17 protein-coding genes are annotated in these 25,448 nt (G+C 45.5%); 15 read left to right on the forward strand and 2 right to left on the reverse strand.

Features of this window, described 5'->3' with window-relative positions:
- Both ACESTK_RS08820 and ACESTK_RS08825 read left to right on the forward strand, forming a co-directional pair.
- On the forward strand, positions 1-335 hold a 335-nt coding region (locus tag ACESTK_RS08820), incomplete at its 5' end, for a hypothetical protein (RefSeq protein WP_373119543.1).
- Positions 274-2,667, forward strand: coding sequence for a Spy0128 family protein (locus tag ACESTK_RS08825; RefSeq protein ID WP_373119544.1), 2,394 nt, complete (start codon positions 274-276; stop codon positions 2,665-2,667). The genes ACESTK_RS08820 and ACESTK_RS08825, both read left to right, overlap by 62 nt.
- 114 nt (positions 2,668-2,781) lie before the next feature.
- Here the strand turns inward: ACESTK_RS08825 and ACESTK_RS08830 are convergent, their stop codons facing one another.
- Positions 2,782-3,051 (reverse strand): DUF6783 domain-containing protein, encoded by a 270-nt coding sequence (locus ACESTK_RS08830; RefSeq protein WP_373119545.1) that lies wholly within the window; start codon positions 3,049-3,051, stop codon positions 2,782-2,784.
- A gap of 51 nt (positions 3,052-3,102) precedes the next feature.
- Here ACESTK_RS08830 and ACESTK_RS08835 point away from each other — a divergent pair, with 51 nt between their 5' ends.
- From ACESTK_RS08835 to ACESTK_RS08855, 5 genes are all read left to right on the forward strand, one after another.
- Entirely contained in the window at positions 3,103-6,027 is a 2,925-nt protein-coding gene (locus ACESTK_RS08835; protein ID WP_373119547.1) for an insulinase family protein, read from the forward strand.
- A gap of 31 nt (positions 6,028-6,058) precedes the next feature.
- Positions 6,059-6,967 (forward strand): GTPase Era, encoded by a 909-nt coding sequence (gene era, locus ACESTK_RS08840; protein ID WP_118578648.1) that lies wholly within the window; start codon positions 6,059-6,061, stop codon positions 6,965-6,967.
- Between the two features lie 2 nt (positions 6,968-6,969).
- On the forward strand, positions 6,970-7,737 hold the full coding sequence (gene recO / locus ACESTK_RS08845) for a DNA repair protein RecO (protein WP_373119549.1): 768 nt from the start codon (positions 6,970-6,972) through the stop codon (positions 7,735-7,737).
- Positions 7,738-7,946: 209 nt separating this feature from the next.
- A complete protein-coding gene (locus ACESTK_RS08850) occupies positions 7,947-9,341 on the forward strand; it encodes a glycine--tRNA ligase (RefSeq protein WP_118578644.1) in 1,395 nt (464 codons plus the stop codon).
- Between the two features lie 214 nt (positions 9,342-9,555).
- Positions 9,556-10,626, forward strand: a complete 1,071-nt coding sequence (locus ACESTK_RS08855) for an acyltransferase (RefSeq protein ID WP_226855375.1) — start codon at positions 9,556-9,558, stop codon at positions 10,624-10,626.
- 166 nt (positions 10,627-10,792) lie between these two features.
- Here the strand turns inward: ACESTK_RS08855 and ACESTK_RS08860 are convergent, their stop codons facing one another.
- Positions 10,793-11,671: an aldose 1-epimerase family protein gene (locus ACESTK_RS08860; protein ID WP_226836935.1), complete on the reverse strand. Its 879-nt coding sequence runs from the start codon at positions 11,669-11,671 to the stop codon at positions 10,793-10,795.
- A gap of 221 nt (positions 11,672-11,892) precedes the next feature.
- On the opposite strand from ACESTK_RS08860, the gene ACESTK_RS08865 reads away from it, so the two are divergent.
- The 8 genes from ACESTK_RS08865 to ACESTK_RS08900 all read left to right on the forward strand — a co-directional run bounded on the left by ACESTK_RS08865 (position 11,893) and on the right by ACESTK_RS08900 (position 25,443).
- The gene (locus ACESTK_RS08865; RefSeq protein WP_295261755.1) at positions 11,893-14,445 is read left to right on the forward strand and encodes a family 78 glycoside hydrolase catalytic domain; all 2,553 of its coding nucleotides are present in this window, start codon (positions 11,893-11,895) and stop codon (positions 14,443-14,445) included.
- 274 nt (positions 14,446-14,719) lie between these two features.
- The gene (locus tag ACESTK_RS08870; protein WP_118578638.1) at positions 14,720-15,976 is read left to right on the forward strand and encodes a 6-phosphofructokinase; all 1,257 of its coding nucleotides are present in this window, start codon (positions 14,720-14,722) and stop codon (positions 15,974-15,976) included.
- Between the two features lie 166 nt (positions 15,977-16,142).
- A complete protein-coding gene (ppdK, locus tag ACESTK_RS08875; RefSeq protein ID WP_118578636.1) occupies positions 16,143-18,773 on the forward strand; it encodes a pyruvate, phosphate dikinase in 2,631 nt (876 codons plus the stop codon).
- Between the two features lie 141 nt (positions 18,774-18,914).
- Positions 18,915-20,255, forward strand: coding sequence for an MATE family efflux transporter (locus ACESTK_RS08880; protein WP_373119550.1), 1,341 nt, complete (start codon positions 18,915-18,917; stop codon positions 20,253-20,255).
- A 215-nt stretch (positions 20,256-20,470) separates the two neighbouring features.
- Positions 20,471-21,637: a BMP family protein gene (locus tag ACESTK_RS08885; RefSeq protein WP_118578632.1), complete on the forward strand. Its 1,167-nt coding sequence runs from the start codon at positions 20,471-20,473 to the stop codon at positions 21,635-21,637.
- Between the two features lie 200 nt (positions 21,638-21,837).
- Positions 21,838-23,379: an ABC transporter ATP-binding protein gene (locus tag ACESTK_RS08890; protein WP_373119551.1), complete on the forward strand. Its 1,542-nt coding sequence runs from the start codon at positions 21,838-21,840 to the stop codon at positions 23,377-23,379.
- Complete coding sequence (locus ACESTK_RS08895; RefSeq protein ID WP_226821942.1) at positions 23,372-24,502, forward strand: ABC transporter permease; 1,131 nt, start codon at positions 23,372-23,374, stop codon at positions 24,500-24,502. Before ACESTK_RS08890 ends, ACESTK_RS08895 begins: the two co-directional genes overlap by 8 nt.
- A complete protein-coding gene (locus tag ACESTK_RS08900) occupies positions 24,502-25,443 on the forward strand; it encodes an ABC transporter permease (protein ID WP_173719035.1) in 942 nt (313 codons plus the stop codon). Before ACESTK_RS08895 ends, ACESTK_RS08900 begins: the two co-directional genes overlap by 1 nt.
- Positions 25,444-25,448: the final 5 nt, after the last annotated feature.

Here is a 25,448-nt window from a genome sequence, read left to right on the forward strand (position 1 = left end):
CCGACACCAACACCAGTGCCGACAGCGACGCCAACACCAACAGCGACGCCGACACCAGTGCCGACAGCGACACCAGTGCCAACAGCAACACCGACACCAACACCAGTGCCGACAGCGACGCCAACACCAACAGCGACGCCGACACCAGTGCCGACAGCGACACCAGTGCCGACAGCGACACCAGTGCCGACAGCGACACCAACACCAGTGCTGACAGCGACACCGACACCAGTGCCAACAGCGACACCGACACCAGTGCCAACAGCGACACCAGTGCCAACAGCAACACCGACACCAACAGCGACACCAACACCGATGATAGAGGCAACGGGTGAGCTGAAAGTGGATGCGGTAAAGAAATTGGTTTCAGCAGAAACTCCGCTTCAGGCAGGTCAGTTTGAATTCGAACTTATTGAAATTAAAGACAAAACAGAGAATGTAATCCAGACTCAAAGCAATGATGCAGAGGGAAAAGTAGAGTTTGCTCCGATTAGTTATCAGCTTAATGGAGAAAAGAACGATCTTGGTACCTACAAGTACAAAGTACGGGAAGTAAAAGGTGACGCAGCAGGTTACACCTACGACGACACCATCTACACCATCAACGTAACCGTAGAAGACGCAGGCAACGGTACCTTAACCGTAACCCCAGTCATCCATTCCTCCAAGGCAACTTCCGAGGATGCCACTGTAACAGGTATGGAATTTACCAACACCTACACCACATCTGGTCAGATCGCTCTTGGTGCAACCAAGACTCTGGAAGGCCAGACACTGGAGGCAGAGCAGTTCAGCTTCCAGGCAACAGAAATGGATGCAGATGGAAAGGCAGTAGAAAATGGTTACAGCGAAACTGTGAAGAATGCTGACGGCGGTGCCATCACATTCCCAATCATCACATACAAGCAATCCGGAACCCATTATTACCAGATTACTGAAGTAAAAGATGAGAAACCGGCATATCAGTATGATGAAAGCAAATACGTTGTAAAAGTAGACGTAACAGACGACAATGCAGGCAAGTTAACAGCGAAAGTTACTTCTGTTACAAAGAACGGCGAACCTGTAAAGAGTGAAGATCTCACTGGAGCAGTTACCTTCACGAATACCTACAGTGCTTCCGCTGACCTTGAACTGAAAGCCCAGAAGTCCATGAAGGTAGAAGCTGAACAGATTGGAACCTTCGAATTCGAACTGAAAGATGCAGATGGCAAGGTAATTGAGACAGTTAAGAACGACGAAAAAGGTGCGATCAGCTTCAGCAAGCTTTCCTATACAGAGAAAGATGCTGGTAAGACCTTTACCTACACCGTAAACGAAAAGCTCCCATCAGAGGCAGACACCTACGTATACGACAAGAATGTTTATACAGTAACTGTAAATGTAGAAGACAACCGTGACGGAACTCTGAAGCTTACCACCAAGGTAAATGGAGAAGATTACACCGAGACAGCTATGAAATTTATCAACGATACTACCAAGGTTACCATTTCCAAGGTAGACGACACCACCCTGAAAGCTCTTGCAGGAGCAAAACTTCAGGTAGTAGATGACCAGGATAAGGTTGTGGAAGAGTGGACCTCAGATGGTACACCACATGTGATCACAGCGAAACTTGTTCTTGGCAAGACCTACAAACTGGTTGAGGCAGAAGCACCATCAGGATATGAGATCGCAGAGCCGATCACCTTCACTGTTGATGCAGATGACACCAAAAATGCAGTTGAGATGAAGGATGCCATGACAAGGAGCAAGACCGCTGCAATTGAGATCACCAAGGAACTGAAGCTGAACGATGCACTTGCAGGCGCTAAGGACATGACCTTCTACGCAGCACTTTTCGCAGATGCAGAATGCACAATTCCTGCTTCTGATGTAAAAGCACTTGAGTTTAAGAATGCAGCTTCTTCCACAGTTACCTTTACCAATCTGGATCTTGGAAGAACCTACTATGTAAGTGAGACGGATGTAACCGGAAAAGCAATTGATTCAGGCATGACGCCGGATGAAAAGGTTTATGTTCCGGTTTATCCACAGGGACAGGCAATCACTGTAACTGAGGATGGCGCAAAGAGCAGCATCACATTTGAGAACCAGTTCAGCGAATGGCCGGATGGATTCTACAAGATCGCGACTCTGAATGTAACCAAGAAGCTTCTTGGTGCAGATGGAAATGCCCTGGAAAGTGATGAGATTTTCTATGCAGGTATCTTTGATGACAAAGAGTGCACAACTCTTTCCACAAGAACGGAGAAGAACATCCTGACACTTGATCTTGCAGGCGGCTCAACAGTATCTGAGAGTACACAGGCAGTTGTAATACCGGATGAATCCTTTACGCTCTATGTTGCAGAGACAGATGCAGAAGGAAATCTGGTAGATGGTACAGACGGATTCAGATACGCAGTAACTGTTGAAAATGGAAATGTACTGTTTGATGAAAATAATCTCAATGCAGAGGTAACCATCATCAACCAGGAACAGCCGGAAGCAACACCTACTGTAACTCCTGAGGAGACAATAACTCCTACACCAACCCCAGGCACCTCCACAGGTGTTAAGACAGGTGATGACACACCAATCGGCTTCTATATGGCATTGCTCTTTGTTGCAGCTCTCGCAATCGAAGAAACAACCAGAAGACGCCGCAAAAAAGAACGGGATTAACAAATCACAATTAAATAATCAGAACCGCCCCTGCAGGAAGAATCCTACCAGATTCGCCCGCAGGGGCGGTTCTTTTTAAAAGAATTTTGTTGTAGTAAGATACTTTTTTGTGTGTTATACTAATGCAAGAAGTTGAAGATGCTCCGGAATTATCAGCTGCATTGTATAAAGCTTTTTAGAGCCTGTTTGAAAAATCATTCCCGCAATCTGCACGCCCCACTTTGCGGTATATTTTGCCCGAATTCGGTTGCCGTAGCCCGCTACGGCGCCCTTATCCGGACAAAATCTCCCACAAATTGTGACGCACATCTTGCAGAAAGCCTTTTTCAAACACGCTATAGTGCAGTATAATTCAGCATAATCGAAGAAATTAATTAAATACATCCCAATACCGGCTGTTTAAACAAACTGATTGGGCATTATTTGGAGGAAAAAATGAAAAAAGAGAACATTCCTGCATACGAGGTTTTGAAACAGGAGAATCTGACCGATATCCATTCCACCGGATATCTGGTTCGCCATAAGAAAACAGGAGCCAGACTGGTTCTGATCGAGAATGATGATGAGAATAAGGTATTTTCCATTGCCTTTCGTACCACGCCGAAGAACAGCACAGGTGTTCCCCATATTCTGGAACACAGCGTTCTGTGCGGTTCCCGCGAGTTTCCGCTGAAGGATCCATTTGTAGAGCTGGTAAAGGGCTCTCTGAATACCTTCCTGAATGCTATGACCTACCCGGACAAGACCTGTTATCCGGTGGCAAGCTGTAATGACCAGGATTTCCAGAACCTGATGCATGTGTATCTGGACGCTGTTTTTTACCCGAATATTTATAAGAAAGAGGAGATTTTCCGCCAGGAAGGATGGAATTACCATCTGGAGCAGAAGGAAGGTCCGCTCACATACAATGGCGTTGTATACAATGAGATGAAGGGTGCATTTTCTTCCCCGGACGAGGTGCTGGAAAGAGAAATTATGAACCATCTTTTCCCGGACAATACCTACGGCGTGGAATCCGGCGGCAATCCTGAGAATATTCCGGAGCTTTCCTATGAAGAGTTTCTGAATTTCCACCGTACCTACTATCATCCGTCCAACAGCTATATTTACCTTTACGGAAATATGGATATGGAAGAGAGGCTGCGATTTATTGATGAGAAATATCTGTCTGCATTTGAGGCTCTGGACGTAGATTCCAGCATTAAGGAGCAGGCTGCTTTTTCCCAGGTGAAGGACCTGCAGATCGAGTATCCCATTGCGGAGAATGAGGAAGAAGAGGATAACACCTACCTCTCCTACAACATGGTTGTGGGAAATGCCATGGACAGCACCCTGGGTGTGGCGTTTGATGTGCTGGATTATGCACTTTTAAGTGCGCCGGGAGCACCGCTGAAGCAGGCTCTTCTGGACGCCGGAATCGGTAAAGATATTTATGGCGATTACAGCGATGGCGTTCTGCAACCTTATTTCTCCGTGATCGCAAAGGGTGCCAGAACTGCCCGGAAAGAGGAATTTGTTTCCATTATCCGAAATTGCCTTCAGGACATTGTGAAAAATGGAATTGATAAGAAGGCGGTCCTTTCCGGAATTAATTACATGGAGTTCCGCTACCGCGAGGCAGATTTTGGACAGTTCCCCAAAGGTCTGATGTATGGACTGGATATTATGGGAAGCTGGCTTTATGATGATGAGAATGCTTTTTCCCAGGTAAAGCTTCTGGAGATTTATGATAAGCTGAAAATTGCAGTAAATGAAGGCTATTTCGAAAATCTGATCCAGAAATGGCTTCTGGACAACACCCATGGTGTGATCCTGACTCTTGTGCCGAAGCGTGGTCTTGCAGCCCAGCGTGAGAAAGAGCTGGCAGACAGGCTGGAAGCATACAGAAGCAGCCTTTCCGATGAACAGCTGGAAGAAATGGTAAGAAAGACAAAAGCCCTTGAGGCTTACCAGGAGTCTGAGGAGAGACCGGAGGATCTGGAGTGCATTCCTATGCTGAAGCGTTCCGATATCCGCAAAGAAGTGAATGGTTTTTCCAACGAAGAGCTTCAGGTGGAGAACAGTCTGTTCCTGTATCAGGATGTGTGCACCAATGGAATCGGTTATGTAAATATTATGTTCGAGATTAAGGATATGGCTGTTGAGAAGGTTCATTATCTTGGACTTTTGAAGTCTGTTCTCGGATATGTGGATACAAAGAATTACACTTACGGTCAGCTGTTTAATGAGACCAATGCCAGAACCGGCGGTATCCAGTGCGGCATAGATGTTTTTGACAAGGCGAACGACCCGGAAGCATTCCGTACCATGTTTACCATCCGGGGCAAAGCACTGTATTCCCAGATGGATTTCCTGTTCCAGATGATGGAAGAAATCCTGAATACTTCTAAGCTTTCAGATACCAGACGTCTTGGTGAGATTATCGGGGAGATCAGGTCCAGAGGACAGGCTTCCTTGATTGGCGCAGGCCATCAGACAGCAGTACTCCGCAGCGCTGCCTACGGTTCTCCAATGGCAGAATATCAGGATGAGATGGCAGGCGTTGGCTATTACAAATTTATTGAAGACCTTGAGAAGAATTTTCAGGAGAAAAAGGACGAGATCGTAGCCGGACTTCAGAATGCCATGGCAGAGATCATCCGAAAGGATTCCTTCATGGTAAGCTATACCGGAGAAAGAGAGTCTGTGGAACAGGTGAAGGCCCTAAGCGGTGCCCTGAAGAAGAGTCTGCCGGAGAGTACCTGTGAGGTTCCGGAAACTGCCATTACCTGCAGGAAAAAGAACGAGGGCTTTAAGACCTCCGGACAGGTTCAGTATGTGGCAAGAACCGGTAACTTTGTAAAAAAAGGCTTTACCTATACCGGTGCCCTGGAAATTCTGAAGGTTGCTTTAAGCTATGATTATCTGTGGATCAATCTTCGTGTAAAGGGGGGCGCATATGGCTGTATGAGTGGCTTTAAGAGAAGCGGGGAGAGTTATTTCGTTTCCTACAGAGATCCCCATCTTCGCAGAACTCTTGAAGTATATGAGGGTGTGCCGGAATATGTGCGTACCTTTGCAGCGGATGAACGTGAAATGACCAAATACATTATCGGTACTATCAGCGGAAAGGATGTCCCAAGAACGCCGCAGACACAGGGCGCCCTTGGCAGAATGGCTTATTTCCGAGGTCTCACTGTGGAGATGCTGCAAAAAGAGCGTGACCAGATCCTGAATGCTACGGTGGAGGATATCCATGCACTGGCTCCGCTGATCCAGGCAGTTCTCTCCGATGACCAGCTTTGTGTGGTTGGAAGCGAGAATGCAATCGAGAAGGCGAAGGATGTATTTATGGAGACCAAGCCGCTGGTAAGCTGTTGATAAAAGTTAAGAAAGATGAGGATATATTTTAATGACACCAGATTTTAAATCCGGATTTGTTGCAATTATTGGCCGCCCGAACGTTGGGAAATCTACCCTGATGAACCATCTGATCGGCCAGAAGATCGCGATCACATCTAAGAAGCCCCAGACCACCAGAAACCGCATCCAGACAGTCTATACCTGTGAGAAGGGACAGATTGTTTTCCTGGATACGCCAGGTATCCATAAGGCGAAAAATAAGCTTGGAGAGTATATGGTAGCCGTTGCAGAGCGTACCCTGAAAGAGGTGGATGCAATTATGTGGCTGGTTGAGCCGTCTACCTTTATCGGAGCCGGTGAGCGCCACATTGCAGAGCAGCTCCAGGGCGTTGGCGTGCCGGTCATTTTGATCATTAATAAGATCGATACAGTGAAAAAAGAGGAAATCCTTCCGGCAATCGATACGTACCGCAAGATCTGTGATTTTGCCGAGATTATCCCTTGCTCTGCACTCCGCGGACAGAATACAGAGGATATTATTGACAGTATTTTGAAATATCTTCCTTATGGACCCATGTTCTATGATGAGGATACCGTAACGGACCAGCCTCAGCGCCAGATTGTGGCAGAGGTGATTCGCGAGAAGGCGCTCCACGCACTGGATGCTGAGATTCCACATGGAATCGCAGTGGCAATTGACAAAATGAAGGAGCGTCCGGGCAAAAATCCTATGGTGGATATTGAGGCGACCATTATTTGTGAGAGGGATTCCCACAAGGGCATTATCATTGGAAAAGGCGGCGCCATGCTGAAGAAGATCGGCAGCAATGCCAGATTTGAATTGGAACGTATGCTGGATTCCAAGGTAAACCTGAAGCTTTGGGTGAAGGTGAAAAAAGACTGGCGTGACAGTGATTTTATGATCAAAAACTTTGGATATGATAAGAAGGAAATCTGAAAATGAGTGATCTGATCACGGTACAGGGAATTGTACTTTCTGCGCAGCCCGTGGGAGAGTATGACAAGCGGATCGTGCTTCTTACCAGGGAGCGGGGGAAGATTTCTGCTTTCGCCAAGGGCGCCAGACGGCAGAACAGCCCGTTTATGGCAGCTGTCAATCCTTTTGTGTTCGGGAATTTTACCCTGTATGAAGGGCGCAGCAGCTACAATCTGAACCAGGTGACCGTGACCCATCATTTTGTGGAGCTGGCCGCCAGACAGCCGGGAGTTTATTATGGCTATTACTTTCTGGAGCTGGCAGATTATTTCGGAAGAGAGGGCACAGATGAGAAGAATATGATGAATCTTCTTTATCTCACTGTGAAGGCTCTCCTGAATCCGGAAATCGATGACCGGCTGGTAAGGTGCATTTTTGAACTGCGAACTATGACGGAGCAGGGGCTGATGCCGGAGCTTTTCCGGTGTGTGAACTGTGGGGAGGAGATCGCCGGAAAAGAGAATCTGTTCTTTTCCCAGGAGGCACATGGGATCCTGGATGGGGACTGCCTGAAGAAAGCAAGCCCCGGAGAAGCCAGAACCGCCCGCCGGATTTCCCAGGCAGCACTTTATACCATGCAGTACATTGTAAGCTCGCCCATGACGAAGCTGTATAGCTTTACAGTGACCGAAGAGGTGCTGTGGGAGCTGGAACGGCATATTCAGCCTTATGTGGCAGGGAATACGGATAAGAAATTTAAGAGTTTGCAGATATTAGAAGTTATGATGTAAGTGGATTAGATGTTGCACATAACAGGAAAGTTGATTAACGTGCTTTGCTCTATACTTCGATAGCAGCACATGATTTGCTGCTTAAAAGTGCGGAAATTGTGTTTTTGCGGCAGAATGTACGGAATTGAGTACGCGGTAAAACTTTACAAAAAGAAAAGTTGCGAGTATAATGTTAGAAAATCATCTATCAAACAATGAGGAGAGATATCATGGAAAAAACAATGGATAAGATTATTGCTCTGGCAAAAGCAAGAGGATTTGTTTACCCGGGTTCTGAGATCTATGGAGGTCTTGCAAATACATGGGATTACGGCAACCTTGGCGTAGAGCTTAAGAATAATGTAAAGCGCGCATGGTGGCAGAAATTCATTCAGGAGTCTCCGTACAACGTAGGTGTTGACTGTGCCATCCTGATGAACCCGCAGACCTGGATCGCATCCGGACATCTGGGAAGCTTCTCTGATCCGCTTATGGATTGTAAAGAGTGCCATGAGCGTTTCCGCGCAGACAAGATCATCGAGGACTACAGCCAGGAGCACGGCATTGAGCTTGAGAGCTCTGTAGACGGATGGTCTCAGGAAGAGATGAAGAATTTCATCGAAGAGCATAATGTTCCATGTCCTTCCTGCGGCAAACACAATTTCACAGACATCCGTCAGTTCAACCTGATGTTCAAGACCTTCCAGGGCGTAACTGAGGATGCTAAGAATACTGTATATTTAAGACCTGAGACAGCACAGGGTATTTTTGTAAACTTCAAGAATGTACAGAGAACATCCCGTAAGAAGATTCCATTTGGTATCGGTCAGATCGGTAAATCCTTCCGTAACGAGATCACACCTGGTAACTTCACATTCCGTACCCGTGAGTTCGAGCAGATGGAGCTTGAGTTCTTCTGCGAGCCGGACACAGACCTTGAATGGTTTGCATACTGGAAGAGCTTCTGCCTGAACTGGCTGCATTCTCTTGGACTGAAGGATGAGGAAGTACGTTACCGTGACCATGACAAGGAAGAGCTGAGCTTCTACAGTAAGGCTACTACAGACGTTGAGTTCCTTTTCCCATTTGGATGGGGCGAGCTTTGGGGAATCGCAGACAGAACAGACTACGATCTTACCCAGCACCAGAATGTATCCGGACAGGATCTTACTTATTTCGATGATGAGAAGAAGCAGAAATATATCCCATATGTAATCGAGCCGTCACTTGGTGCTGACCGTGTGGTTCTTGCATTCCTTTGCAGTGCATATGATGAGGAGGTTCTGGATGCAGAGAAGAACGATGTTCGTACAGTCCTTCACTTCCATCCGGCACTTGCACCGGTTAAGATTGGTGTGCTTCCGCTTTCCAAGAAGCTGAACGAGGGCGCTGAGAAAATCTACGCTCAGTTATCCAAGAAATACAACTGCGAATTTGATGATCGCGGAAATATCGGTAAACGTTACAGAAGACAGGACGAGATCGGTACTCCGTTCTGCGTAACCTACGATTTCGATTCAGAAACTGACGGAATGGTAACTGTCCGTGACCGTGATTCCATGGAGCAGGTTCGTATTAAGATTGACGAGCTGGATGCTTATTTTGCTGATAAATTTACTTTCTAAGATGTGGGAACGCATTTAGGTAAGTTATGCGACTGGTGTTTTTGGAAATAATAGAGCGAATAAAGTGAATAAAAGGGGGCTGACTTTCTATCTGTATGGGAAGTTAGTCCCTTTCAACTGTTAAGAAATACCATGGATGGATTGTTAGGGGATACTATTTATGGTGCTGCCCGCGGGGCAGTTAAGTTCTTTGGATTTTGGGAGTTATGAGGAAATGAAGAAACAACGTTGGACGTGTATTGATATTTTGAAATGTCTTGCTGCTCTTGCTGTTGTGGAGATTCATAAGCCACTGAAGGTGCAAAGCGGAGCGGAACTTTTGATTCTGTGTCGGTTTGCAGTGCCGGTTTTCTTTATGATCACTGGTTTCTTTTACTCAGAAACAGTGGCACACAGGCGGGAGCTTAAGCAGATTGGAAAAATCCTTACGATTACCATAGGAGCTAATCTGTTTTACTTGATCTGGAAGGTTCTGTTGGCTCTGGAAGATGAAAATAATATAAAAGATGCACTGCTGGCCAGGTTTGAAGAAAGAATGCCAGAAGATTTCATTTTATGGAATTTTTCCCCACTGTCCCCACATTTGTGGTATTTACAGGCGCTTGTGTATGTGCTGGTGATCGCATTTATTGTAGAACATTTAGGCTTAAGGAAGCTTGCATATCTGGCAATTCCGGTACTGTTGGCAGGAAACCTGATAAAGGGAAATTATTCTCTGCTCCTTCTGGGAAAAGATTATTGCCATGTTTATTATGCGAGAAATTTTCTGTATTGTGGCCTGCCCTTTTTCTGGCTGGGCTGCCTGTTTGGAGAGAGAAAAGAAGCTTTGGAGGGCTGTCTCGACAAAAAGAAAATGACATTGCTTTTGGGCGGTATTCTGGTTTTCTGGAACATGGCACTTATGGAGCAAAGATGGCTTACGAAAATGAATGCTCTTGGAACAGAAGAAGAGTATGGTGGAACCATTTTTCTGGCAGTCTGTATCTTCCTTCTTTTTATAGGATGGCAGAATTTTTATAAGGAAAATGTGGTAACCCGGATAATGGCAAAAATCGGGAAAGATTATTCTATGCTGATCTATGTTTTGCATTATGCGGTGCTGCAGGCGCTATCAAAGTGCTTTAAAGGCAGGCATACTATGCTGGCAAGAGGATACAGACAGTATGGGATGATGTTTGTTTTTGCGGCTACCGTGGTATTGGTGGCGGCTTATGGAGCTGCGAAGAGAAAATTGAGGGAGAATTCTACTGTTAAAGTAGGGAATGCTGTACTGGAGCGTGTTTGAAAAAACATTCCTGTAAGTAGACAATAAAAATATCCTGAACAAGTGATAAAATCTGTGTAATGGGCAGTGCACTTGTCAGGATATTTTGTATTTTTATATTGTTTGCAGGCTGCTTTGAACAACAGTATTTGCAGTTTGTGTGCAGAAGGCCTTTTTAAAACGGGTTTTAGAACACCTCAATGGTATACGCAGTCTCAAACATCTCGTCCATTTTCAGATGGTTGATAAATGGTTTTTCAGAAAGATCCCCTGTAAATCCACAGTCATCACAGCGGCCCATCCATGGCTCCAGGCATACAAAGGGTGCGTCCTGGGAAGCGGACCAGATTCCGAAGTTCGGGAAGCCCACGCAGCGCATTTCCAGATAAGGAGTGCCGTCCGGAAGTGCAATTCCGGCCTTGGTGATCTGGTTGTCAAATACCAGCGCATCATGGTCAAACATATGGTCATCAATCTGACAGGTACCATTCTCCAGTTTGAGAGTGGCTTCTTCATCTGCCTTGGCTGTGCCGGTCTCAGGATCCAGAAGAAGGTAGGTAAGGCTGTCCTGTCCGTCAAAGGTCAGGCGGTAATCGCTTCTCTTGGTGTCTGGCAGAACCGGGACATTAAACGCCGGATGTCCGCCGATGGCGAAATACATGTCCCCTTCGCTGTTGTTTGCCACCTTCCAGCTGACGGTAAGAGTGCGGCCCTTCAGAATGTGGCGGATGCGCAGCACGAAGTCAAAAGGATAAACCTTACGGGTGTCTTCGGTAGAACGGATCTGATGGGTCACGGAATCCGGTGTGGAATCAATGCAGGTGAAATCCGTATCCCTGGCAAATCCGTGCTGCTTGGAAGCATATTCCTGTCCGTGAATGCGATAATGGTTGTTGTAATGCTTTCCTACATTAGGGAATAGAACCGGCGCATGACGTCCCCAGAATTTGGGATCTCCCTGCCAGATCACTTCCCTGTCTTTTTCTTTATCATAGATACTTACAAGCTCAGCGCCATGGTCGTCGATGGTCACTTTCAGAAAATCATTTTCGATAATTCGTTTCATGATGAAAAACCTCCGTGTGTGATGTTGGGTATATTATACTACGGCGGGTGGCAATTGTGTATCTTAATTTGGAATTAGGAGCTTTGGGGCTACCATTTAGGACAGAAAAAGCACCATTTGGAAAAAAATCTCTCACAGAGATGCGAGATGTGCTATAAAAAACGTATTAACAGCATCCGTTATGGATATACAGAAATAAAATAGTTGAAGGAGTTTAGCTTATGTTACGCATTAACGAATTTAAAGTCGAAAATCTGTCCTCCGGTTGTGTTACAGACAATCCGGCACCTGTATTTTCTTTTTCCATGATAAGTTCAGAGAAAAATGTTCTGCTGAAAAAAGCAGTGTTGTCTGTGAATAACTGGATGGAGGAATTCAGACAGCAGACAGGAATTGTGTATAATGGACCTAAATTGACTCCTTTTACCAGATATCTGGCAACTCTGGAAATTACAGATAATTATGGGGAAACGGCAAGCACTTCCCTGGAGTTTGAAACTGGTTTTGTGGGAAAAGAATGGAACGCTTCCTGGATAACAGACGGTGCTTATCAGTTTAAAGAGCGCAAAAAATCCCCTAGACCAATGACATTTAAGAAGGATTTTTTCATAAAAGGGGAAATCAGACAGGCAAGAATTTATTCTACAGCTTTTGGAATCTATGAGCTTGAACTGAATGGCAAAAAGATGGGAAATGATTATTTTGCTCCAGGCTACACCTCCTATAAACATCAGCTTCAGTATCAGATGTACGATATTACAGAAGAATTAAGGAAACAGAATCAGCTTGTGGCAGTTGTGGGCGGAGGCTGGGCAGCAGGCTCCTATACCTACAAAAGAATGAACCGGATCTATGCAAAACGCCAGGCATTTCTTGGAGAAATCCACATACTCTATAAGGATGGTACACAGGAAATCATAAGCACAGATGAAACCTGGCAGGTGACGGAAAATGGAAATTTCCGGGAGGCGGAATTTTATGATGGTGAAGTCTATGATGCGACTGTGAATCTGGAAAAAGCTTCTTTTCACAATGCCAGTATTGAAAAGGTGAAAATTAGGCCCCAGCTGCTGGCCCAGTATGGAAGCCTGGTAAAAGCACATGAACAGTTTGAACCAATATCCTGCCAGATATCTCCGTCGGGTATGCTGATCTATGATTTCGGCCAGAATATGGCAGGTGTGATACAGGCAGACATACAGGGAAGAGCCGGAGAAAGAATTGTTTTTCATCATGCGGAAGTCCTTCTGGACGGAGAATTATATACAAAACCATTGCGAAGTGCCAGGCAGCAGGCTGTTTATATCTGCAAAGAAGGCGAACAGAAGTATTCGCCAAGGATGACCTATATGGGATTTCGGTATGTTGGGGTAAGCGGAATCCCTGTGGATAGAATAAAATTAAAGGCGGTCGCGCTGTATTCAGATCTTCCAGAAAATGGAGAATTTTCCTGTTCAGAGCCTATGCTGGATAAGCTTCAATCCTGCATTGAATGGAGTGCCAAATCCAATTTCGTAGATATCCCTACGGATTGTCCACAGAGGGATGAACGTCTGGGCTGGACAGGAGATATTGCGCTTTTTGCGCCTACAGCTGCCTATAATTTTGATATGAGCCGCTTTTTTGACAAATGGCTGAAGGACATGCGGGCAGAGCAGAACCAAGGTGGAGGGATTCCCATGATCGTTCCCATGGTAAAGATTCCGGGGCAATTTGAGATGATGTTCCCATTGGCCGCAGATCACTGGGGAGATGCCTGTATTCTTGTTCCATGGGCAGAATATAAGGCAAGAGGTGACATAGAACTTCTTCGAAAAATGTACCCTTCCATGAAAAAATATATAAAAGCATGTAAATTCTGGGCGGGACTTTTCTCTGCTCCCAAAAACAAACGGATCTGGAAGCTTTTGTTTCATTATGGTGACTGGTGTGCGCCGGATATGGGCTACAAAGACTGGATGAAGCGTGGAAAATGGACCGGAACTGCCTGTCTTGCACATTCATCTGGAATTGTTTCGGAAATTGCCGGAGTTCTGGGAGAAACAGAAGAAGCAGAGGAATATATGAAACTAAGCCAGGAAACAGCCCGAGCTTACCGCAATATTCTGATGGATGAAAACTGCCATATTAAAGGTGGAGATTTTCAGACCGCGTTTGTTTTGCCCCTGTATTACAATATGCTGTCTGGAAATGACAAAAAGAAAACGGCTGCAAATCTGGTAAATTTGATTCGTGATAACAATTACAATATAAAAACAGGATTTCCGGGAACGCCATATGTGCTTTTCGCCCTGGCAGATAACGGTTATCTGGAGGATGCGTACAAAATGCTTCTCGCAGATACCTGCCCTTCCTGGCTCTATGAGGTAAAAGCTGGTGCGACGACCATGTGGGAGCGCTGGGATGCCCTCCGGGAGGATGGCAGCTGCAATCTGGGGGAGGACAACGGAAGCGGTGGAATGGTATCCTTCAACCATTATGCAAATGGTGCAGTGGGGGATTTCTTTTACAGACGTATTCTGGGGATTGAAGCCACAGAGGGAGGATATAAGACATTTCGCATTGCACCGCAGCCTGGCGGCGGCCTTTCCTGGGCAAAAGGAAATGTAAATACTCCATATGGCCGGATCCGGGTTTCATGGACCATAGAGAACGACCGTTTTAAGCTGAAAATAGAAGTTCCTGCCGGAACCAGATGCGAAATCATACTTCCATCAGGACGAAAGGTTACAGAAGGAAGCGGCAGTTATTCCTATGAAGAGCTGCTTGGCTGAGATTTCCTGGAAAAGTATAAACACGCTCCAGAAGGTGCTTTGATAATTGGGAAAGAGAAAATGCCATACAATATGCACAAAATGACTAACGATACGCACTCGCATCTACAAAAAAAGCAAAAGTATATATAAAAAAACAAAAAGACAACGAAAAAATATACATAATACACAATATCACATTGACTTTGCTATAGACGTTTGGTAAACTATACAATTATAGGGCGAAAAAGTATCCGCCGCCCCAAATTATCCAGAATAGAGGAGGAATACCACGATGGCAAAGAAAAGAAATATTATTGTAGGACAGTCCGGCGGCCCAACATCTGTAATTAATTCCAGTCTTGCAGGTGTATATAAGAATGCAGTAGAGCGTGGCTTTGACAAGGTATATGGAATGCTTCACGGAATACAGGGGCTGCTTGACGAGCAGTATATCGACCTTTCTACCCAGATCCATTCCGAGCTTGACATTGAGCTTCTGAAAAGGACTCCGTCCGCATTTCTTGGTTCCTGCCGTTATAAGCTTCCGGAAATCCATGAAGACAGAGCTATCTATGAGAAAATCTTTGATATTCTGAACAAACTGGAGATCTATGCATTTATCTACATTGGCGGAAATGATTCCATGGATACTATCAAGAAGCTGTCTGATTATGCCATCATTACCGGACAGACCCAGAAATTCCTTGGTGTTCCGAAGACCATTGACAATGACCTTGCGCTTACCGATCATACCCCAGGCTTTGGAAGCGCAGCTAAGTATATTGCAGCTTCCACCAAGGAAGTGATCCGTGACGCAGAAGGCCTCACCTATAAGAAAAATATGATCACCATTATGGAGATCATGGGAAGAAATGCGGGCTGGCTTACAGGCGCCACTGCACTTTCCAAATCAGAAGACTGCGAAGGACCAGACCTTATTTACCTTCCGGAGGTTCCCTTTGACATTGAGAAATTCCTCGCAAAAGTGAAAGACCTTCTGAAAAAGAAATCCTCCGTTGTCATTGCTGTATCAGAAGGAATCAAGCTAGCTGACGGACGGTATGTCTGCGAGCTTGGAAGCGTAGGAGATTATGTGGACGCATTTGGACACAAGCAGCTGCAGGGAACTGCCACCTATCTGGCGAATTTCCTGGCAGCAGAGTGCGGCTGCAAAACTCGTGCCGTAGAGCTTTCCACTCTTCAGAGAAGCGCTTCCCATATGGCATCCCGTGTGGATATTGATGAGGCTATGATGGTTGGCGGTGCAGCCGTAAAGGCAGCAGATGAAGGAGACACCGGCAAGATGGTAGTCATCGACCGTGTATCTGACGATCCATATATGGCAGCTACCGGAATTTACGACGTACACCGAATCGCCAATGAAGAGAAGCTGGTTCCGAGAAGCTGGATGAACAAGGATGCAAATAATGTGACCAAAGATTTTATCGACTATATTAAACCACTGATTCAGGGCGATTATCAGCCGATCATGGTAAATGGTGTTCCCCGTCATCTGGTGCTGAATACTGGAAGAAAAAAGAAAAATTGAGAAAATGATAAAAATTTGACTGTTTTTTGCCAGAATTACCTTGACGAATGACGAATAAGCCTATAAAATAACTATGTGCGTATAAAACATAGTTTATGTTTATGAAAGTAACTGTGAAGATACTGAACAGTTACCAATGAACAAATTTTTAGGAGGAAAATGTAAAATGGCAAAATGGGTTTACATGTTTACAGAAGGTAACGCTGATATGAGAAACCTTCTGGGTGGTAAAGGTGCTAACCTTGCTGAGATGACAAACCTTGGACTTCCTGTACCTCAGGGATTTACAATCACTACTGAAGCTTGTACTCAGTACTATGAGGATGGAAGACAGATCAACGACGAGATCATGGGTCAGATCATGGAAGCAATCACCAAGATGGAAGGAGTTACCGGAAAGAAATTCGGTGACATCGAGAATCCTCTGCTTGTTTCCGTTCGTTCAGGCGCAAGAGCTTCTATGCCAGGTATGATGGATACTATCCTGAACCTTGGTTTAAATGAAGACGTTGTAGCTGTATTATCTGAGAAATCCGGCAACCCACGTTGGGCTTGGGACTGCTACAGAAGATTTATCCAGATGTACTCTGACGTAGTTATGGAAGTTGGTAAGAAATATTTCGAAGAGCTTATCGACAAAATGAAAGCTGAAAGAGGCGTTAAACTTGACGTTGAGCTTACAGCTGACGACCTTAAAGAACTTGCTATGCAGTTCAAGGCTGAATATAAAGAAAAAATCGGTTCCGATTTCCCGGCTGACCCGAAAGAGCAGTTAGTTGGTGCAATCAAAGCCGTATTCCGTTCCTGGGACAACCCACGTGCCAACGTATATCGTCGTGACAACGATATCCCATATTCCTGGGGTACAGCTGTTAACGTACAGATGATGGCATTCGGTAACATGGGTGATGACTGTGGTACTGGTGTTGCATTTACAAGAGACCCAGCTACAGGAAACAAAGGTCTGTTCGGTGAGTTCCTTACCAATGCACAGGGTGAGGACGTTGTTGCTGGTGTTCGTACACCTATGCACATCGCTGAGATGGAGCAGAAGTTCCCGGAAGCATTCAAGAAATTTACAGAAGTTTGCCATACTCTGGAGACACACTACAGAGATATGCAGGATATGGAGTTCACTGTTGAGCATGGCCAGTTATACATGCTGCAGACACGTAACGGTAAGAGAACCGCTCAGGCTGCTCTGAAGATCGCTTGTGACCTTGTTGATGAGGGAATGAGAACAGAGGAAGAAGCAGTAGCTATGATCGATCCTCGTAACCTTGATACTCTTCTTCATCCGCAGTTCGACGCTAAGGCTCTGAAAGCTGCTACACCAATGGGTAAAGGTCTTGGAGCTTCTCCAGGAGCTGCTTGTGGTAAGATCGTATTCACAGCTGATGACGCTGTAGAGTGGGCTGAGAGAGGCGAGAAGGTTATCCTCGTTCGTCTTGAGACATCCCCAGAGGATATCACAGGTATGAAATCTGCTGAAGGTATCCTGACAGTTCGTGGTGGTATGACATCTCATGCAGCAGTAGTTGCCCGTGGTATGGGTGAGTGCTGTGTATCCGGATGCGGTGATATCGCTATGGACGAAGCTAATAAGAAATTTACACTTGCTGGCAAAGAGTTCCACGAGGGAGATTTCCTTTCTATCGATGGTACAACAGGTAACATCTACGACGGAATCATCCCGACAGTAGACGCTACAATCGCTGGTGAGTTCGGACGTATCATGGCATGGGCTGACAAGTACAGAACAATGAAGGTTCGTACAAACGCTGATACTCCTGCTGACGCTAAGAAAGCAGTTGAGCTTGGTGCTGAAGGTATCGGTCTTTGCCGTACAGAGCATATGTTCTTCGGTGAGGGACGTATCGATGCATTCCGTGAGATGATCTGCTCCACAACAGTTGAGGAGAGAGAAGCAGCACTTGCTAAGGTTCTTCCATATCAGCAGGAAGACTTCGAAGGTCTGTTCGAGGCTCTCGAGGGCAACCCTGTAACAATCCGTTTCCTGGATCCGCCGCTTCATGAGTTCGTTCCTTCAGAAGAGGAAGACATCAAGAAGCTTGCTGACGCTCAGGGCAAGACTGTAGAAGAGATCAAGACTATCATCAATTCTCTTCATGAGTTTAACCCAATGATGGGACATCGTGGATGCCGTCTGGCAGTTACTTACCCAGAGATCGCTAAGATGCAGACAACAGCAGTTATTCGTGCAGCTATCAATGTAAAGAAAGCTCACGCTGACTGGAACATCTGCCCAGAGATCATGATCCCGTTAGTAGGTGATATCAAAGAGCTTAAATATGTTAAGAAGTTTGTTGTTGAGACAGCTGACGCTGAGATCGCAGCAGCAGGCGTAGATCTGAAATATGAAGTAGGTACAATGATCGAGATCCCACGTGCAGCTCTTACAGCTGACCAGATCGCTTCTGAGGCTGACTTCTTCTGCTTCGGTACCAACGACTTAACTCAGATGACATACGGCTTCTCCCGTGATGACGCTGGTAAATTCCTTAACGCATACTATGACGCTAAGATCTTCGAGAACGATCCATTTGCAAAACTGGATCAGGTTGGCGTTGGTAAGCTTATGGATATGGCTATCAAACTTGGTAAGCCAGTTAACCCGAACCTTCACATCGGAATCTGTGGAGAGCACGGTGGAGATCCATCTTCTGTAGAGTTCTGCAACAAGATCGGTCTTGACTATGTATCCTGCTCACCATTCCGTGTACCGGTTGCTCGTCTGGCAGCAGCTCAGGCAGCTATCGCTCAGAAGAATAAATAATTCATTCTGAATATATATTTAAGTCATACTTCAGTATGATATGTGTCCAAGCGTAAAAATTGCCTTGGAGAATTGTAGAAATACGGTTCTTCAAGGTTTTTTTGTTTCTAGAATATGCTCCGGAAAGGAAATTTTATACAAATGAAAACCAAGATTCAGGATATGACCTCCGGTTCGCCGGGGAGATTGATCATTCTTTTTGCAATTCCCCTGATGCTGGGGAATATCTGTCAACAGCTTTATACAATGGTGGATACTATGGTCGTTGGCCAGATAGCAGGTGTGGAGGCCCTTGCTGCACTGGGTGCGGTTGACTTTCTGTTGTGGGTTGTCACAGGAATATCCACTGGTCTTACTCAGGGATTTTCCATTCAGCTCGCGCAGTATTATGGTGCAAAGGATTTTGAAAATCTGCGTAAATCTCTGGCACACAGTTATCGGCTGACCGCATTCATCGCAGTGGGAGTATTCATTCTCAGCCAGTCCTTTGCGGCACTGGTATTAACAGGGCTGCATACACCTTCCAATATTATCGGAATGTCATTATTATATCTGCGTATTATTTTCTGCGGAATTCCGGCTACTGCAGCCTATAATATGTTTGCCGCTGCTTTAAGGGCTATGGGAAACAGTAAAACACCATTAACTGCAATGATTATCGCATCGGTACTGAATATTTCATTGGATATCCTTTTTGTGGCAGGCTTCGGATGGGGGGTGGCAGGGGCAGCAATCGCAACTGTGATTGCGCAGAGTTTTTCTGCCGTGTACTGTTTTCTGATTTTACGCAGAATTGATATTGTTCATCTGTCCAGAGCAGATTTTATGACTGCCACAGGAATGAATGCCCGTCTGATGAAGCTTGGTATTCCTGTTGTATTTCAGAATATCATTATCGGTGTAGGCGGTCTGGTAGTCCAGTATGTGATCAATGGCTATGGCTTTCTTTTTGTGGCAGGATTTACAGCTACAAACAAGCTTTATGGTCTGTTGGAAATGGCAGCGATTTCTTATGGATATGCCATCGTTACTTATGTGGGCCAGAATCTGGGAGCCAGAAGGATCGACAGGATCAGGAAAGGAGTCCGCAGCAGTATGCTGCTTTCGCTGCTTACCTCACTGATCATTTCTGCTGCCATGTTTTTATTTGGAAAAAATATCCTCTCACTTTTCATCTCAGGTGAACCGCAGCAGACACAGGAGGTACTTGCAATTGCTTTTAAATACCTTTCTATTATGGCTGCCATGCTCTGGGTGTTGTACTTCCTGTATGTGTACAGATCTGCACTGCAGGGACTGGGAGATACGTTAATGCCTATGGTAAGTGGTATGGCCGAATTTGTCATGCGTATCAGTGCTGCGCTGATTCTTCCCCATTTTATCGGGCAGGACGGTATTTTCTTTGCAGAGATTGCAGCATGGAGCGGAGCTACTGTGATCTTATGCATCAGCTATTATGTGCGGATGCATAAATATCATTAAGGAAAAATATAGGACATGAAAGATAAAAAGGACATATGTCTTTTTGCAAAAAATCAAATGTAAAAAAATATACTAAAAAACACTTGAAAAAATATCCTTTTTGTACGAAAATGAAAATAAATATAGAAAAAGGGACATGTGTCCTGTTTTAAAAGTGAGACATATGTCATTGTAGAGATAACAAAGCCAATTTTAAAAAAAGGAGGAAAAATAATATGAAGAAAAGAATTGCAGCTATGGTTCTTGCAGGTGCAATGGCACTTTCCCTTGCACCAGCTTACGGAGTGACAGAGGTGAAGGCTGAGGCTGGAGATATGAAGATCGCCATGGTAACTGACTCCGGTGATATTACAGACCAGAGCTTTAACCAGACCACTTACGAGGCATGTAAGGCGTGGTCCGAAGAGAATGGTTCTGAGTTCAACTATTATAAACCAGAGAGCGACTCTGATGAGGCACGTAACGCAAGTGTTGACCAGGCTGTAGCAGATGGAGCTAACGTGATCGTACTTCCGGGATATATGTTCGCAGCTACTATCGTAGAGCAGTCTGAGATGTATCCGGATGTGAAGTTTATTGCACCAGACGTAAGTGCAGGCGATATCTGCGAGAAAGGTGTTGGCGAAGGATACACCTACAATCCGGATGATTATGAAGTGACCGATTACTACAATGCAGACAATGTTTACTGCTGTACTTATCAGGAAGAGATCTCCGGATACATGGCTGGATATGCAGCTGTGAAGCTTGGATACAAGCATCTTGGATTCCTCGGCGGTATGTCTGTACCGGCTGTTACCCGTTTTGGATATGGATATGTTCAGGGCGTAGACGAAGCAGCCAAAGAGCTTGGAATCACAAGTGACGTTGAGCTTGAGTATGTATGCGGCGGACAGTTCTACGGCGATGCAGACATCACAGCTTACATGGATACCTGGTACGGAAGCAAGGGCGTTGAAGTTGTATTCGCATGCGGCGGTGGAATCTACACATCTGCAGCAGAAGCAGCAGCGAAGGTTGACGGCAAGGTAATCGGTGTTGACTCTGACCAGTCCGGAATCATCGGTGAGGACATCACTGTTACCTCCGCTATGAAGGGTCTTGCACCGACAGTAAAGACTGCACTTGATGCGATCAAGGATGGCAATTGGGAATCTGATTACGCTGGAAAGATCGACAATCTTGGTCTTGTATCTGAGAACCCGGAAGACAACTATGTACAGCTCCCAATGGAGACAACCCAGTGGGATGACAATTTCACTGTAGATGATTACAAAGATCTTGTAAAGAAATTATACAATGGCGAGATTGAAGTAAGCAGCGACATCACAGCAATGCCAGAGACTGAGATCACAGTAAATGATTACGGCAGCATCAAATAAGACAACCAACTACTCCGCATAGTAAATGCAATTATAAATCACGGGTAGGGTTCCGACAGGAAAGCAGACTGGTCTTAACATGAAGAATGGCCATGCAGTGATAAAAAGGGGAGTGAGCAGTGGCCACTTCCCTTTTTTACATTTGTAAGTACCTGTGCTTTCTGGCTGTGACTCTGCCATGAAAAAAGGAGAAAGCGAAGATGAGTGAATATGCAATTGAAATGCTGGGAATAACCAAGCGTTTTCCCGGAATCATCGCAAATGACAATATCACACTTCAATTGAAAAAAGGTGAAATCCACGCTCTGCTTGGCGAAAATGGAGCAGGTAAATCCACTTTGATGAGTGTTCTGTTCGGTCTGTATCAGCCGGAAGAGGGTGAAATCCACAAAGATGGAAAGAAAGTTGAGATCAAAGATCCAAACGATGCAAATGACCTGGGCATCGGAATGGTACATCAGCATTTCAAATTGGTAGAATGCTTCAGCGTTCTGGATAATATTATCCTTGGTGTTGAGACCACAAAAAACGGTTTCCTTCAGAAAGAGGGCGCACGTAAAAAGGTTATGGCCCTTTCCGAAAAATATGGTCTTGCTGTAGATCCGGATGCCATTATCGAGGATACCACAGTAGGTATGCAGCAGAGAACCGAGATCCTGAAAATGCTTTACCGTGACAACGAGATCCTGATCTTTGATGAGCCTACCGCAGTACTTACTCCGCAGGAAATCCAGGAGCTTATGCAGATCATGAAAAATCTGGCAGCCGAAGGCAAAAGCATTCTGTTCATTACCCACAAGCTTGGTGAGATCATGCAGGTTGCAGACCGCTGTACCGTTCTTCGTAAGGGAAAATGCATCGGAACCGTAGACATCAGGGATACCAACCCGGAGAAGCTTTCCGCCATGATGGTTGGACGAGACGTAAACTTCGTTGTAGAGAAAGAAGAAGCAAAGCCCGGTGAAGTTGTTCTGGATATCAAGGATATGGTGGTTGCTTCCAAGCATCATAAGAATAACGCAGTCAACGGCGTTTCCCTTCAGGTCCACAGAGGTGAGATCGTATGTATCGCCGGAATCGACGGAAATGGTCAGACTGAATTTGTCTATGGGCTTTCCGGTCTGGAGCCACTGAAGAGCGGCACCATCACTATGAATGGAAAAGACATTACTCACATGCCAATCCGTGAGCGTCTTACCTCCGGTATGAGCCATATCCCGGAAGACCGTCACAAACACGGCCTGGTACTTGATTATTCCCTGGAAGACAACATCGTCCTTCAGAGATATTTCGAACCACAGTTTACCAATAAACTGGGCTTTTTGAAACGCAAAGAGATTCGCAAATATGCCAACCGCCTGATCGAACAGTACGATATCCGTTCCGGTCAGGGTGCCATCACCAAGGCGAGATCCATGTCTGGTGGAAACCAGCAGAAAGCAATCATTGCCCGTGAGATCGATAAGAATCCGGAGCTTTTGATCGCAGTTCAGCCTACCCGTGGTCTGGATGTTGGAGCAATCGAGCATGTTCACAAACAGCTGGTACAGGCAAGAGATGCAGGCAAAGGCGTTCTTCTGATCAGTCTGGAGCTGGATGAGGTTATGAACGTATCAGACCGGATTCTGGTAATGTACGAAGGAGAAATCGTAGGAGAATTTGATCCGAAGAAAGTAACCGTAGAGGAACTTGGCCTTTACATGGCAGGATCGAAGAGAAAGGAGACGAAGAGCAATGAATAATGAATCCAAAAAGAAAGAAAGCATTCTGAGAAACAATGCGGTTCAGACCATCATTGCCTCTCTTTTATGCATTGTGATCGGTCTTCTCATCGGTTATCTGGTACTTCTTATTATTAATCCTGCAGGAGCAGCAGGTGCGATTACCGCAATTATCAAGAATTATTTTTACTATCCAAGCCAGAAGGCTATGATGAAATATATGGGAACTACGCTGGTAAAGGCTTCCGCACTTCTGATGTGTTCCCTGTCCGTTCTGTTTGCTTACAAGGTTGGACTTTTTAATATTGGAGCAGCAGGACAGTATGTAGTTGGAGCCGGAGCTTCTCTGTATTTTGCGTTGAAACTTGGCATGCCCTGGTATGTATGCATGATCGCAGCAATCGTGATCGCAGCCCTGGTAGGCGGCATCTCCGGTGCACTGAAGGCTTACTTCAATGTAAACGAAGTTATTTCCTGTATCATGCTGAACTGGATTTCCCTGTATGTGGTGAATATGCTTCTTACCCAGGTGAAATCCGAGTCTACTCCATACACTGTAGATCTTTCCAGCGGCAATAAGAGTGCTCTTCTTCCCAACTGTGGACTGGACGAGATCTTTTCCGGAAACAAATTCGTATCCATCGGTCTTATTATTTCTGTGGTAATGGCAATCGTAGTGTGGGTACTTCTGGAAAAAACAAAATTCGGTTTTGAGCTTCGCGCAACAGGTATGAACAAAAATGCTGCAAAATACTGCGGCATGAAAGAGAAGAGAAATACCATTGTAACCATGATGATCGCTGGCGGTCTTGCAGGACTTGGCGCAGCTGTTTTCTATCTCAGCGGAATTGAGACCTGGATGGTTCAGCAGACAACCGTTCCGGGCATGGGCTTTAATGGAATCGCAGCAGCCTTCCTTGGCGGCCTTCACCCCATCGGAGCAATTTTTTCCTCTTATTTTATCCAGCATATTACAAGTGGTGGAAGCTATGTGGATAAGACCATGTATTGTGCACAGATCTCTGATCTGATCTCCGCGTTTATCATTTATCTGTGTGGATTTGTATTCTTCTTCAAACTCTGGTTAAACCGTTATCTCGACAGGAGAGATGAGAAAAAAGCTGCAAAAGGAGGAGAAAAATAATGTTATTATTGATTCAGTATACATTAATATTTGCTTCTGTATTGATTCTCGTAGCACTTGGCGGCTGTTTTTCCGAGCACAGCGGTGTCATCAACATCGGTCTTGAGGGAATTATGGTTATGGGTGCACTTGGCGGTGCCCTGATGATGAAATATCTTCCGGATTCCGCTCCGGCACCAGTTGTGATCCTTCTGGTGGTTCTGGCCAGTGTGCTTGTGGGAATGATATTTTCCCTGCTCCTTGGTGTGGCTGCCATTCATTTCAATGCAGACCAGACACTGGTTGGTACGGCCCTGAATCTTCTTGGACCGGCTGCAGCCGTTGTTATCGTAAGAGCCATCAACATGGCAGAAAACCCAGACAACGTTTCTTCCACAGTTGCCTACAAGGTGGCTAAGAAAGCGTTCCTGATAAGAATTGGAAAATTTGAATTCAGCTGGTTCATGCTTTTTGCACTGCTGATCCTCATTGCTTCTTATGTGGTACTTTATAAGACCAGATTTGGACTTCGTCTGATGGCATGTGGTGAGCATCCACAGGCAGCCGATTCGGTAGGTATCAATGTTTTTAAAATGCGTTACGCAGGCGTTTTGATCTCCGGCGCACTTGGCGGTCTTGGGGGACTGGTTTATATCACTGCCGGTGTAAGTGAGTGGAAATTTGAGAACGGAGTTGCTGGTTTTGGTTTCCTTGCACTTGCTGTTATGATCTTCGGACAGTGGAAGCCGGTAAACATCGGACTGGCAGCCCTTCTGTTCGGTCTTTTCCGTGCGTTGTCAAACGTTTACACCGGATTTGATGCGCTGGTAGCACTGAAGCTTCCCAGCACATTATACAACATGTTCCCGTACATTATTTCCCTGATCGTTCTGGTGTTTGTATCCAAGAACTCCAGGGCACCGAAGGCGGAAGGTATTCCGTACGATAAAGGACAGAGGTGATATAC

Origin of the sequence: Ruminococcus sp. Marseille-P328 (assembly GCF_964249465.1) — a bacterium.
Lineage (GTDB): Bacteria > Bacillota > Clostridia > Lachnospirales > Lachnospiraceae > Blautia_A > Blautia_A faecis.